Origin of the sequence: Bradyrhizobium sp. WSM1743 (assembly GCF_000473065.1) — a bacterium.
Classification (GTDB): Bacteria; Pseudomonadota; Alphaproteobacteria; order Rhizobiales; family Xanthobacteraceae; genus Bradyrhizobium.
In genome coordinates this window covers 1-12738 of record NZ_AXAZ01000051.1, presented here as the reverse complement: position 1 = coordinate 12738, position 12738 = coordinate 1, and the positions used below count along the sequence as shown (strand labels likewise).

At 64.7% G+C, this 12738-nt stretch carries 13 protein-coding genes, 1 other RNA gene and 2 pseudogenes; 10 read left to right on the top strand and 6 right to left on the bottom strand.

Going from position 1 to position 12738, the window contains the following annotated elements; genetic code table 11:
* The first annotated feature begins 61 nt into the window (after nucleotides 1-61).
* Both YU9_RS42505 and YU9_RS0126200 read left to right on the top strand, forming a co-directional pair.
* Nucleotides 62-363 (top strand): annotated as a pseudogene (locus tag YU9_RS42505) (GIY-YIG nuclease family protein).
* Between the two features lie 86 nt (nucleotides 364-449).
* Nucleotides 450-1820, top strand: coding sequence for an MFS transporter (locus YU9_RS0126200; RefSeq protein ID WP_027575466.1), 1371 nt, complete (start codon nucleotides 450-452; stop codon nucleotides 1818-1820).
* A gap of 124 nt (nucleotides 1821-1944) precedes the next feature.
* Here YU9_RS0126200 and YU9_RS0126195 read toward each other — a convergent pair whose 3' ends face one another.
* The 5 genes from YU9_RS0126195 to ffs all read right to left on the bottom strand — a co-directional run bounded on the left by YU9_RS0126195 (nucleotide 1945) and on the right by ffs (nucleotide 5455).
* A complete protein-coding gene (locus tag YU9_RS0126195) occupies nucleotides 1945-2379 on the bottom strand; it encodes a hypothetical protein (RefSeq protein WP_027575465.1) in 435 nt (144 codons plus the stop codon).
* Nucleotides 2380-2406: 27 nt separating this feature from the next.
* Nucleotides 2407-3009: a recombination mediator RecR gene (gene recR / locus YU9_RS0126190; protein WP_027575464.1), complete on the bottom strand. Its 603-nt coding sequence runs from the start codon at nucleotides 3007-3009 to the stop codon at nucleotides 2407-2409.
* 1 nt (nucleotide 3010) lies between these two features.
* A complete protein-coding gene (locus tag YU9_RS0126185; protein WP_027575463.1) occupies nucleotides 3011-3331 on the bottom strand; it encodes a YbaB/EbfC family nucleoid-associated protein in 321 nt (106 codons plus the stop codon).
* Between the two features lie 112 nt (nucleotides 3332-3443).
* Nucleotides 3444-5264, bottom strand: a complete 1821-nt coding sequence (locus YU9_RS0126180) for a DNA polymerase III subunit gamma/tau (RefSeq protein ID WP_027575462.1) — start codon at nucleotides 5262-5264, stop codon at nucleotides 3444-3446.
* Nucleotides 5265-5358: 94 nt separating this feature from the next.
* Nucleotides 5359-5455, bottom strand: an RNA gene (ffs, locus tag YU9_RS45115) — signal recognition particle sRNA small type.
* Between the two features lie 183 nt (nucleotides 5456-5638).
* On the opposite strand from ffs, the gene YU9_RS0126175 reads away from it, so the two are divergent.
* The 8 genes from YU9_RS0126175 (at nucleotide 5639) to YU9_RS0126140 (ending at nucleotide 12371) form a co-directional block, all read left to right on the top strand.
* On the top strand, nucleotides 5639-6484 hold the full coding sequence (locus tag YU9_RS0126175) for a transporter substrate-binding domain-containing protein (RefSeq protein WP_027575461.1): 846 nt from the start codon (nucleotides 5639-5641) through the stop codon (nucleotides 6482-6484).
* A gap of 189 nt (nucleotides 6485-6673) precedes the next feature.
* On the top strand, nucleotides 6674-7336 hold the full coding sequence (locus YU9_RS0126170; protein WP_027575460.1) for an amino acid ABC transporter permease: 663 nt from the start codon (nucleotides 6674-6676) through the stop codon (nucleotides 7334-7336).
* Nucleotides 7333-8136, top strand: a complete 804-nt coding sequence (locus tag YU9_RS0126165) for an amino acid ABC transporter ATP-binding protein (protein ID WP_027575459.1) — start codon at nucleotides 7333-7335, stop codon at nucleotides 8134-8136. Before YU9_RS0126170 ends, YU9_RS0126165 begins: the two co-directional genes overlap by 4 nt.
* Nucleotides 8136-8921, top strand: coding sequence for an SDR family NAD(P)-dependent oxidoreductase (locus tag YU9_RS0126160; RefSeq protein WP_051380512.1), 786 nt, complete (start codon nucleotides 8136-8138; stop codon nucleotides 8919-8921). The genes YU9_RS0126165 and YU9_RS0126160 overlap by 1 nt, the downstream gene beginning before the upstream one ends.
* Nucleotides 8918-10045 carry a muconate cycloisomerase family protein gene (locus YU9_RS0126155; RefSeq protein WP_027575457.1) on the top strand — a complete coding sequence of 376 codons (1128 nt, stop codon included), beginning with the start codon at nucleotides 8918-8920 and terminating at the stop codon, nucleotides 10043-10045. Before YU9_RS0126160 ends, YU9_RS0126155 begins: the two co-directional genes overlap by 4 nt.
* A 288-nt stretch (nucleotides 10046-10333) precedes the next feature.
* Nucleotides 10334-10753 (top strand): HIT domain-containing protein, encoded by a 420-nt coding sequence (locus YU9_RS0126150; RefSeq protein WP_027575456.1) that lies wholly within the window; start codon nucleotides 10334-10336, stop codon nucleotides 10751-10753.
* Between the two features lie 11 nt (nucleotides 10754-10764).
* Nucleotides 10765-11709 (top strand): NAD(+) diphosphatase, encoded by a 945-nt coding sequence (nudC, locus tag YU9_RS0126145; RefSeq protein ID WP_027575455.1) that lies wholly within the window; start codon nucleotides 10765-10767, stop codon nucleotides 11707-11709.
* Nucleotides 11710-11861: 152 nt separating this feature from the next.
* Nucleotides 11862-12371, top strand: coding sequence for an Lrp/AsnC family transcriptional regulator (locus YU9_RS0126140; RefSeq protein WP_027575454.1), 510 nt, complete (start codon nucleotides 11862-11864; stop codon nucleotides 12369-12371).
* 85 nt (nucleotides 12372-12456) lie between these two features.
* On the opposite strand, the pseudogene YU9_RS42500 reads toward YU9_RS0126140, so the two are convergent.
* A pseudogene (locus YU9_RS42500) lies at nucleotides 12457-12738 on the bottom strand (IS5/IS1182 family transposase); the annotation flags it as partial.

Genomic DNA, 12738 nt, shown 5'->3' with positions numbered 1-12738 from the left:
ATTTAAGGCACATTGTCGTCGCCCGGCTTGACCGGGCGACCCAGTATCCCAGAGACGGCAGATGGGCACGCGATCGTACTACGTGTACATTCTCGCTTCTAAGATCGGTGGACGCTCTATATCGGCATGACCAACGATCTCATCCGCCGCGTGGCCGAACACAAGTTGCAGTTGGCCGAGAGCTTTACGAAGGAATACGGCGTCGTGAAGCTGGTCTACTTCGAGCAATTCGACGATCCTCAAAACGCTATCAAGCGCGAGAAGCGGCTGAAGAAGTGGAAGCGTGACTGGAAGATCGCGCTGATCGAGAAAGACAATCCGGACTGGAACGATCTCTATCCAGAGATCGCAGGTCCTCCATAACTCCGGCCTCTGGAATACTGGGTCGCCCGGTCAAGCCGGGCGACGAGAGCCCCCTTGTGACGGCCAGAATCTGCTAACACCGCCTCATGACAGCACCCGACGCCACCTCCGGAACTGCCGCCACCACCGAAGCTCCCGCCGCCTCCTGGCGCGACAGCCTTGCTGTGTACCTGCAGCCGCGGGTGCTGATCGTGCTGTTCCTCGGCTTCTCCTCGGGGTTGCCGCTGGCGCTGTCGGGCTCGACGCTCTTGGTGTGGATGCGGGAGGCCGGGGTCGATCTCAAGACTATCGGTCTGTTTGCGCTGGTCGGCACGCCCTACACGCTGAAATTCCTGTGGGCGCCGCTGGTGGACGCGATGCATGTGCCGCTGTTCACCCGCGCCTTCGGGCGGCGGCGCGGCTGGCTGGTGTTCTCGCAGCTGCTCTTGATCATCGCGATCCTGTTGCTGGCGATGACCGATCCGGCACGCTCGCCGTTCTACGTCGCGCTCGGCGCGCTGCTGGTCGCGACGACATCGTCGACGCAGGACATCGTGGTCGACGCCTTCCGCGTCGAGAGCCTGCCCGAGAGCGAGCAGGCCGCTGGCATGGCATCATACGTCGCGGCCTACCGCATCGGCATGCTGGTCTCGACCGCCGGCGCGCTGTTCATCGTCTCGGGTTTCGAGAGCACCGGCATCACCCGCACCTCGGCGTGGATGTGGGGCTATGTGGTGATGGCGGCAATGGTGCTGATCGGGACGATCACGGCGCTGGTCGCAACCGAGCCCGAGCAATCGGTGCGAGCCGAAGCCGCGACCAAGGCCGAGACTGCGTTCGCGCGCGTGCTGCACGCCGCGATCGGCGCATTCTCGGAATTCCTCTCGCGCAAGGACGCGCTCGCTGCGCTCGCCTTCGTGGTGCTGTTCAAGTTCACTGACGCGTTCTCGGGCACGATGACGGCGCCGTTCGTGATCGATCTCGGCTTCTCCCGCAACGACTATGCGGCGATCGTGAAGGGCGTCGGCCTCGCTGCGACCCTGATCGGCGGATTTGCCGGTGGTTTCGTCGCGCGCCGCTACTCCCTGGCGACGTCGCTCTGGATCGGTGGCGTGGTGCAGGCGCTCGCCAATTTGTCGTTCTCCTGGCTCGCCGTGGTCGGGACCAATCAATGGGCGCTGGCGCTCGCCATCTGCGCGGAGAACTTCACCAGCGCGATCGGCACGGTGATCTTCGTCGCCTACCTTTCGGCGCTGTGCCAGAACCCGCTGCACACAGCGACGCAATATGCGCTGCTCACCGCGCTCGCGGCGGTGGGACGGACCTATCTGTCATCCGGTGCCGGCTTCGTGGCCGATACCACGGGCTGGGCGCTGTTCTTCGTAATCTGCGTGCTGGTGGCGATCCCGAGCCTGGTGCTGCTGGCGTACCTGCAGAAGCGCGGGCATTTCGAGGCGCTGGGGCCGGTAAGGGTTTGACAGTCTCGTCTCTCCTCGTCATTGCGAGCGAAGCGAAGCAATCCAGAATCGTTCCGCAGAAGCAGTCTGGATTGCTTGTCGCAAGAGCTCCTCGCAATGACGACGGAGAGAGCGTCACCGCCCCCTACTGCTTCTTGATCAGGCTCCACTTGGTGATCACGGCCTCGCTCATCTGGCCGGCATCGCTGGCGCAGGCGATCTCGTCGACCTTGACCGAAATCTCCTTGCCGACGAACGACTTCAACTGCGCGGCCTGCGCATCGCTGGAGGTGACGAGCTGGAAGGTTTCGGGTCCGGTCTCGAGATTGCAGAGCCCGTTCGGCGGCGGCAGGCGGCGCGGCTCGGAGGTGATCTGGTAGGTCGCAACGCGCTTGCCGTTCTTGACGTCGCGGACCTTCATCGCGTTGAGCTCGCCGGAGAGCACGTCGCCGGTGTTGATCGGCTTGCCGGGCTTGGACGGCGGCGGTGCCTCGTCGCCCTGCTGCGCGGAGATGGCCGGACTGACCAGCATTGTCATCATCGCGACCAAAGCCAGGCGTGTGGCGAAAAGTTTCGTCATGTCGTCCGTTCCGTAAGATCTGGATGGCTAGAACAGGGTACGCTGCCGCATCGCAGCCGATAGCGTACCTTCATCGAGATAATCAAGCTCGCCGCCGACAGGCACACCATGGGCGAGCCGCGTCACCTTCACATTGGCGTCCTGAAGCAGGTCGGTGATGTAATGCGCCGTGGTCTGGCCGTCCACCGTCGCGTTCAGCGCCAGGATGATTTCGTGCACTTCCGGTGCGTGGGCACGCGCGACCAGTGCGTCGATGGTGAGGTCCTGCGGGCCGACGCCGTCGAGCGGCGACAAGGTCGCGCCGAGCACATGATAGCGCCCCTGGGTGGCATTGGCCCGTTCCAGCGCCCAGAGGTCGGCGACGTCGGCGACCACGACGATGATGGAGGGATCGCGCTTCGGATCGGTGCAGACGGTGCAGGGATTTTGCGTGTCGATGTTGCCGCAGGACTTGCACACCTCGACCTTGTCGAGCGCGACCTGCAGGGCCGACGACAACGGCATCATCAGCGCTTCGCGCTTCTTGATCAGATGCAGCGCCGCGCGCCGCGCCGAGCGCGGGCCGAGGCCCGGCAGCCGCGCGAGCAGCTGAACCAGCCGCTCGATCTCAGGACCTGCAACCGCGCCCATCTTACTGGCCGAACAACCCCGGCGGCAGGCCGAGCCCGCCGGTGAGGGCCTGCATCTTGTCCTGCATGGCGGTCTCCGCCTTGCGGCGCGCATCACCGAAGGCGGTGACGAGCAGGTCTTCCAGCACCTCGCGCTCCTCCGCCTTCATCAGCGAGGGATCGATCTTGATGCCCTTGACGTCCATCTTCGCAGTCATGCGCACGGCGACGAGGCCGCCGCCGGAGATGCCTTCGACCTCGACGTTGGCGAGCTGGTCCTGCATCTCCTGCATCTTGGATTGCAGCTGCGCCGCCTGCTTCATCATGCCGAGAAAATCAGCCATCGGTGCCTGTCCTTGAAAGAGGCTAAGGCGCTATGAATCATCATCGCGCCTTAGCATATTGTTTGCGCATGATCTTATCGGAAAACCGCTTCGCACTTTTCCGGATCATGCGCTAGAGATCGTCGCCGTCGGAACCGTCCAGCGGATCGTCACTGCCATAGTCCGCGTTAATATTGGATTCCGGCGTCTCGGGGGCAAGCCTGCGGACCTCGACGACCTTGGCGCCGGGGAAACGCGACAGCACCTCCTGCACGCGCGGATCGGCTTCCGCGGTACGGGCATGCTCCTGCTTGGCCGCCTGGTTCACCGAGCGCAGCGTCGGCTGGCCCTGCTCGTTGGAGACGATCACGGTCCAGCGCCGGCCGGTCCACAGCTCGAACTTCTTCGCAAGCTCCGAGATCATGGTCTTGGACGCGTTGGGCTCGAGCGCGACTTCCAGCCGGCCCTCCTCGAAGCGGACGAGGCGCATATCGCCTTCGAGCGCGCCCTTGGTCAGGAGGTCGCGCTTCTGCCCGGCCAGGGCAACGAGCTGGGTGAAGCTGGTGATGCGCAGCTGCGGCGCAGCGCCTTGCGGATCCGGCGCCGGTGCCGCCATCTGCGGCCGGGCAGCGCCGCCGCCGAACGAGGACGGCGAGGATGTCGCCATCCGAACAGGGGCCGCGGACGCAACCGGCGCGGAAGGGGTGCTGCGCGCCGCACTTCCGCCGCTCACGACCGGAGAGCCGCCGCCGTTCTGCTCCAGCATCCTGATGGCTTCGTCCGGCGTCGGCAGGTCGGCGACATAGGCGATACGCACCAGCACCATCTCGGCGGCCGCCGCGGGGCGCGTTGCTGCCTGCACCTCCGCGATGCCCTTGAGCAGCATCTGCCACATCCGCGACAGCACGCGCATCGAGATTTTCGAGGCGAAATCCTTCGCGCGAACCCGCTCGGTCTCGCCATAGGCGACGTTGTCGGCGGTCGGAGGCACGACCTTCACCCGGGTGACGAAGTTGACGAATTCGGCGAGGTCCGAGAGCACGACGATGGGGTCGGCACCGACGTCGTACTGGTCGCGGAACTCCTTGAAGGCGGCCGCGATGTCGCCGCGCACCAGCGAATCGAAGAGATCGATGACGCGGGTGCGGTCGGCGAGGCCCAGCATCTGCCTGACCGCGTCGGCCTTCACCGGGCCTGCCGCATGGGCGATCGCCTGATCGAGCAGCGACAGCGAATCGCGCACCGAGCCTTCCGCCGCGCGCGCGATGATGCCGAGCGCCTCCGGCTCGATCTCGACGCTTTCCTTGGCTGCGATGTTGGCAAGGTGCTTCATCAGCACGTCCGCCTCGACCCGGCGGAGATCAAAGCGCTGGCAGCGTGACAGCACGGTGACCGGAACCTTGCGGATCTCGGTCGTCGCGAACACAAACTTGGCGTGCTCCGGCGGCTCCTCAAGCGTCTTCAGGAAGGCGTTGAACGCCGCCGTCGACAGCATGTGGACTTCGTCGATGATGTAGACCTTGTAGCGCGCGCTGGCCGGGGCATAGCGCACGCTGTCATTGATCTGGCGGACGTCGTCGACGCCAGTATGCGATGCCGCGTCCATCTCCAGCACGTCCATGTGCCGGCTTTCCATGATCGCTTGGCAATGCACGCCCAAGGTCGGCATGTGGATGGTCGGGCCCTGCACCGAGCCATTCGGCATCTCGTAGTTGAGCGCGCGGGCCAGGATACGCGCAGTGGTGGTCTTGCCGACGCCGCGGACGCCGGTGAGGATCCAGGCCTGCGGGATGCGTCCGGTCTCGAACGCATTGGAGACGGTGCGGACCACGGCCTCCTGGCCGATCAGGTCATCGAATGAGGAAGGTCGGTACTTGCGCGCCAGCACCCGGTAAGGCGCGTTGCCAGCCGGGCCGGCGCTATCAGGATTGGGAGGGGCGCCAGCGTCGGTCATCGGTCGATCCGCAATGAAATCTCTCTCGGCCGGCTTTTGCGGAAAGGAGCGCGCTGGCGGGACACCCGCCGGCGCAATTCGCTCGAAAAAACAGGTAGGAGACTGACGAGCGACCCGATCCGGACCTCGTTAGGGCTGCTTCCTTCCGGACCTGACCCGGTTGGCGAGTGGCTCGTCCACCGCCAATCTCCCGGTCCCTATTTGGGGCCAAAGGGAGCGGAAAGCAAGCGGGTATCGGGTCGAACGTCTTGCGTTTGCCCAGCATCCGGGCAATTCCCGGCCTGCCCAGCCGATAGGCTGTGCTTTCGCCGCACGGACCACCTTGCTAAGAACCCTGCCGGAACTCCATCCAACCAGAAAAGCGATTGATCCCAATGGTTACACGTCGTGATGTTGCAGCGATTGTCGGGCTTGGCGCGGTGACCGCGGCTGCATTGGCCGCCCCGGCCGTGGCCCAGACCGCCGATCCGAACGAATCGACCTTTGCCCGCATCCGCCGGACCAAGAAGATGCGGATCGGCGCCGTCGGCGGCGGTGCGCCGTATTACATGAAGGACCTCGCCACGGGCCAGTGGAAGGGCTTTTACATCGACATCGCCAAGGGGCTCGCCGACGACATGGAGGCCGAGCTCGAGATCACCGAGACCACCTGGGGCAATTCGGTGCTCGACCTGCAGGCCAACAAGATCGACATCTTCTTCGGCCTCAACCCGACCCCGAAGCGCGCGTTGGTGGTGGACTTCTCGGTGCCGGTCTTCAACAACGCCTTCGCCATTCTCTGCAAGAAAGACTTCAAGCCGAAGAGCTGGGCCGAATTGAACTCGCCCGACATCAAGATCGCGGTCGACCAGGGCTCCTCGCATGACCAGGTCGTCAGCCGCCTGACGCCGAAGGCGCAGATCACGCGGCTGAAGACCGCGGACGATGCCACCGCCGCGCTGCAGACCGGCCGCGTCGACGCGCAGTGCCTGATCACCATGCTGTCGCTGACCGTGCTGAAGAAGAATCCCTCGCTCGGCCAGCTCGTGCTGCCGACACCGATCTTCGCCACCACGTCCAATGCCGGCTTCCGCCGCGAGGCCGACAAGACCTGGCGCGACTACGTCAACACCTGGATCGACTTCAACAAGGGCCTCGGCTTCATCCGTAATGCGATCATCACGAATATGGAGCTGGTGGGCGTGACGGAGGCGGACATTCCGCCGGGCGTGTCGTTGTAAGTGATCAGTTCGGGGCCAGCGCGAGCCGCGCGCACCGCTCCTCTCCCTCTCCCGCTTGCGGGAGAGGGCTGGGGTGAGGGTGTCTCCGCTGGCAAGACTCCCCCAGAAGAAAGAGCCCTCACCCGCATCGCATCTTCGATGCGATGCGACCTCTCCCGCAAGCGGGAGAGGTGAAGCAAGAGAGCACGCATGTATCAGTGGGACTTCGGCATCCTCTGGAGCTATCGCTGGCTCTTTCTCAACGGGCTTGGCGTCACCGTCGGCTTCACCGTGGTCATTGTGGTGTGCGGGCTGCTGTTCGGTCTGCTCGGCGCGTTCGGCAGCCTGTCGCGCTTTCGGGGGTTGCGCCTTGCCGCGCTCGCCTTCATCGAGGCGTTCCGCTGCACGCCGATCCTGGTGCAGCTGATCTGGTTCTATTACGCGCTGCCGATCCTCGCCGGTGTCGAGATGACACCGATTACGGCCTCGGCGCTGGCGCTCTCGCTCTATGGCGGCTCGTTCTATTCGGAGATCATCCGCGGCGGCATCGTCTCGATCGACAAGGGCCAGTCGGAAGCCGGGGCCGCGCTCGGCATGACGCCCGGCCAGAGCATGCGGCGCATCGTGCTGCCGCAGGCGATCAAGCGCATGATCCCGGCACTGATGAACCATTCGATCATCCAGTTCAAGAACACCTCGCTGGTCTCGGTGCTGGCGGTGCCCGACCTCGTCTATCAGAGCCAGGTCGCCGCCCATGACAGCTACCGGCCGCTGGAAACCTACACCGCGGTCGCGGTCGCCTATGCGGCGATCCTGATTCCGCTCACCATCATCGTCCGGCGCGGCGAGAAGCGACTGGCGGTGAGCGAATGAGCGAGACCAACAATACTTCGAAAATCGAGATCCGCAGCCTTCGCAAGAGCTTTGGCAACAACGAGGTCCTCAAGAACATCAATCTCGACGTCGCCAAGGGCGGTGTCGTCGCGCTGATCGGGCCGTCGGGCTCCGGCAAATCGACGCTGCTCCGCTGCATCAATCTGCTGGTCGTGCCCGACGGCGGCAGCGTTCGCGTCGGCGACACGCGCTTTGCGTTCGGTGACGGCGCAAAGCTGCCCGACGTCAAGACACTCGCAAGATTCCGCGCCACCACCGGCATGGTATTCCAGCATTTTAATCTGTTCCCGCACATGACGACGCTTCAGAACGTGATGGAGGGCCCGGTCACGGTGCGGCGCATGGCCAAGGCCGACGCCGAGAAGCTCGCACGGGCGCAGCTCGCCAAGGTCGGCCTTGCCGAGAAGGCCGGCCAATACCCTGCGACACTCTCCGGCGGGCAAAAGCAGCGGGTCGCGATCGCGCGGGCGCTCGCGATGGAGCCTGATGTCATGCTGTTCGACGAGGCGACCTCGGCGCTCGATCCCGAGCTGGTCGGCGAGGTCCTGAACGTGATGCAGCAGCTGGCGTCCGAGGGCATGACCATGGTGATCGTCACCCATGAGATCGCCTTTGCCCGCGAGGTCGCCGACCGCCTCATCTTCATGCGCGACGGAGTCGTGGTCGAGGAAGGCCCGGCGCGGCAGGTGATCGACAATCCGCAGGAGGCCGCGACGCGCGCCTTCCTCAGCCATTTCCACCGCACCGGCGCGCTGCCGGCAGCCAACGCGACACCGTGATGAGCCAAGTACTTCTCCCCGCAGCAGGACAAACTCCTATCGACCGCGTCTATCTGGTGACCGGCGCCGCCAGCGGGATCGGCCGCGCCACGGCGAGATTGCTAGCAGCACCTGGTGTAGGTCTCTTGCTGCATACGCGGTCGAACTGGGCGGGCCTCGATGACGCAATGGAGGAAGCAGAGGAGCGCGGCGCCTACGTCGGGCAGTGCCGCGGCGATCTCGCAGAGGAAGCAGCTGTCACCGAGGCCATCGCCGCTACGAGAGCCGCCTTCGGCCGGCTCGATGGACTGATCCTGGTCGGCGGCCACGCCCGCCGCGGCAGCGCGATCGGCACGCCGGCGGATCAGTTCCGGCAGTCGATGGACGAATCGGCGCTCGCGTTCACGCGGATGGTCGACGCCGCACTTCCACTGCTACGCGCTGGGCGCGATGCGCGCATCGTCGCCGTATCGTCGTTCGTCGCGCACGCCATCCGGCCCGAATTCGCGCCGTTCGCTGCGACGGCCGCGAGCCGTTCCGCGCTTGAAGCCCTGGTGCGGCTGACCGCGATCGAGCTCGCGAGCGACGGCATCACCGTCAATGCGGTTTCACCCGGCCTGATCGTCAAGGACAAGCCGAGCGAGAGCCGGCTGTCGCCCGAGCAGATCGCCGCAAGCGAAGCGCTGATCCCGATGCGCCGCCGCGGGCGGCCTGAGGAGGTCGCCGAGATCATCGCCTTCCTGGCGTCCCCGAAGACGTCCTACGTCACCGGCCAGGTCTGGCACGTCAATGGAGGCCTGACATGAGCGAAGCAACCGTCGAGCGCCTCAGGCTGTTCCTGATCGAAAGCCCGATCAAGATGGCGCGGCTGCAGGGCGTCGGCAACGTCAAGGGCACCGTGAAGCGCGTGCTGATCGAGCTCACATCCAGCGACGGCGTGGTCGGCTGGGGCGAGGCGGCGCCGTGGGAAGTGTTCACGGGAACGCCGGAAGCCGCGTTCTCCGCACTTGATATCTATCTGCGCCCGATCGTGCTCGGCAAACCCGTACGTCGGATCCGCGCGCTGATGGCCGAGCTCGACCGCGCGCTGGTCGGCCATGCGGAAGCGAAAGTCGCCATCGAAATGGCGCTGCTCGACATCGTCGGCAAATCGTCCGGGCTTTCGGTTGCCGACCTGCTCGGTGGCCGCGTGCGCGACACCATTCCTCTCTCCTTCTCGATCGCCGACCCGGATTTTGCCGCCGACCTCGAGCGCATGCGCAAGATGGTCCCCGAGGGCAACATCATCTACAAGGTCAAGACCGGCGTGAAGCCGCACCGCGAGGACCTCGACCATCTCGAGGCGATCCGCAAGGAATTTGGCGACAAGATCGATCTGCGCGTCGACTACAACCAGGCGCTGGCGCCGTTCGGCGCGATCAAGATCCTGCGCGACGTCGAGGAGTTCGCGCCGACCTTCATCGAGCAGCCGGTGCCGCGGAAATATCTCGACGTGATGGCGCAGCTCACCGCGGCGCTGGAGACGCCCGTGCTCGCGGATGAGAGCTGCTTCGACCGCCGCGATATGATGGAGCTCGTGCGTCGCGAAGCGGCCGACGCCGTCTCGATCAAGCTGATGAAGGCCGGCGGCCTGTTCGAGGCGCAGGCGATCATGGCGATCGCCGACATCGCCGGCCTGCCCGGCTATGGCGGCACGTTGTGGGAAGGCGGCATCGGGCTTGCCGCCGGCACGCAGCTGATCGCGGCCACACCGGGCATCTCGCTCGGCTGCGAATTCTACATGCCGCATCACGTGCTGACCGAGGACGTGCTGGAGGAGCGCGTTGCGAACCAAGCCGGCCATGTCGTGGTGCCCGACGGCCCCGGCCTCGGCATTCGCGTCAGCGAAGCCTCGGTCCGCGCCAATGCGCGGGTGCTGGCGGAGGCGTAAGGCAGCCACCAGCACTGCCACAAACTCGGTCGTCGTCCCCGGGCACGCGTAAGCGCAGATCCGGGACCCAACCGCAGGATCGAGTTTGGCGAAGATCCGGAGTTGTCAGCTCACGCAATAAGCACTCCCTGTGGTTGGGTCCCGGGTCGGCGCGCGCCTGAGGCGCGCTTGTCCGGGACGACGAGCGTCTATGCAGCTAGAGCGGAGCCCGATCCTTCCCCTGGCAGAATCCCTATCGTATGGTCGTATCAACAAGCCCGTTCCCCACCGGGCCATCCGGAAACGCATATGCCCGAACCCGCCTGGTCGCTGCACTCCCGCTTGAAAGAGGACACCATCGACATCGGCGATCTGCCGCTGTCGAAGGTGCTGGTCATCAAGGACGCGCATTATCCCTGGCTGCTGCTGGTGCCGCGACGCGCCGATGCGGTCGAGATCATCGATCTCGACGAGGTGCAGCAGGCGCAGCTGATGACGGAGATCTCCCGCGTCTCGCGCGCGCTGAAGGAGATCACCAAATGCGACAAGCTCAACATCGCTGCGCTCGGCAACCTCGTGCCGCAGCTGCACGTCCACATCATCGCGCGCCGCACCAATGACGCGGCCTGGCCGCGGCCGGTATGGGGCGTGATGCCCCCGCTGGCGCATGACGCTGCGGAGGTGCAGAATTTCATCAGCGCGCTTCGCCGCAAGATCTGGTTGGATTGAAAGAACAAGAAATGTCAGCATTCGACGCGTTTCCGTTGGGACAGCCGGCCTTTGTCAGCAACATTCTCGACCGCGCCGCGCATCTGCGCCGCGATGACGAAAAGCTGTTCGCGCTGGAGCAGAAGCCATCATCGCGCGCTTATGTGGTCTATCGCGACTCGCTGCTGGTAAAGCGCGAGGGCGACAAGGTGCGCGCGCTGCTCTCGATCGACGAGGCGCTGAAATGCGGAGCCAATCCCGGCACGATCTTTTTGGGCCTGCGCGATGATGCAGCCGTGTTCGGCATGGGCCTGTCGCAGGCCGCCGCCGAGAAGCTGATCGGCCGCGAGGACTATACCGTGACCGAGCTGCGCGGCATGGCGATGCAGGGCGCGCTTCCACCACAGGAGCTGTCGGCGATCGCGATGGCGAAGTCGATGGTGAGTTGGCACCAGCGCCACGGCTATTGTGCCAATTGCGGCACGCGTACCGCGATGAAGGAAGGCGGCTGGAAGCGCGACTGCCCGGCCTGCAAGGCCGAGCATTTTCCGCGGACCGATCCGGTCGTGATCATGCTGGTTGCCTCCGGCGACAAGTGCCTGCTCGGCCGCCAGAAGCATTTTCCGCCCGGCATGTATTCCTGCCTCGCTGGCTTCGTTGAGGCCGCCGAGACCATCGAGGATGCGGTGCGCCGCGAGATCCTGGAAGAGTCCGGCATCGATTGCACCGACGTGCAATATTACATGACCCAGCCCTGGCCCTATCCATCCTCGCTGATGATCGGCTGCAGCGCGCGGGCCGTGAGCGAGGACATCGTCATCGATCACGCCGAGCTCGAGGATGCACGCTGGTTCACGCGCGAAGACGCCGCAAAGATGTTGACGCGGACGCATCCGGACGGGCTCGCCGGCCCGCATCCATTTGCGATCGCTCATCATCTGCTCGGCCGCTGGGTCCACGACAAGAGCGACGCCTGAGCTGCCCCCCAACAACGTACTGATATCCAAATGGCTTTACGACGCAGCCCTTAGAACGTCTTCGCTGGCATGATGACATTATGGGCTTGCGATAGAAGAATTTTCTATATATGAGGTAAAGTAGCCCTCATAATGGAACAAAGTTCTTCAAAATGACTGATGTCGCCGTCCAGATCCCCGAGACCAGCCGCCGCCTCGATGCCATCGACCGCAAGATCCTGATGGTCCTCCAGGAGGACGCCTCCCTCTCCGTCGCCGAGATCGGCGACCGCGTCGGCCTGTCCTCGACCCCCTGCTGGAAGCGCATCCAGCGCCTGGAGGCCGACGGCGTGATCATCAAGCGCGTGGCGCTCGTCGACCAGAACAAGATCGGGCTCGGCATCTCCGTGTTCGTGTCGGTCGAGAGCGCCGACCACTCCGACGCCTGGCTGAAACGGTTCGCCGAGGCCGTCAGCGCCATGCCCGAGGTGATGGAGTTCTACCGCATGGCCGGCGACGTCGATTACATGCTGCGCGTCGTGGTCGCGGACATGCAGGCCTATGATGTCTTCTACAAGAAGCTGATCAGTGCAGTGCCGCTGAAGAACGTCACCTCACGTTTCGCGATGGAGAAGATCAAGTCGGTCACGGCGCTGCCGATCCCGGCGGTGGTGGCGGCGTAGATCGCGCCACACGAAAACTGTCATCGCCCGGCTTGACCGGGCGATCCAGTATTCCAGAGACGGCGATTGGATATGGAGTCGTCCGTTAAGAAACCGATTTGAGCGGTAAGCAGTCGCTGGCGGCCGCGATGAGGGTGGTCAGGATCAGGCACCAAAGAGCCCTCAGCCAGGTGAGGACACGGCGGAAGTTGTGACCGACGGCGGAGAGGATGACGTTAGCCGCATCGCCGGGGCGGCCTTTGAGGTAGCATCGGCCGAGGTGACCATCGGTCTTCAGGTGTCCGATGATGGGCTCGATGGCGGAGCGGCGGCGCAGCTCGTGCTTGATGACACCGAAGACGCCGCGCTTCTGGCCGGAGATGAAGAC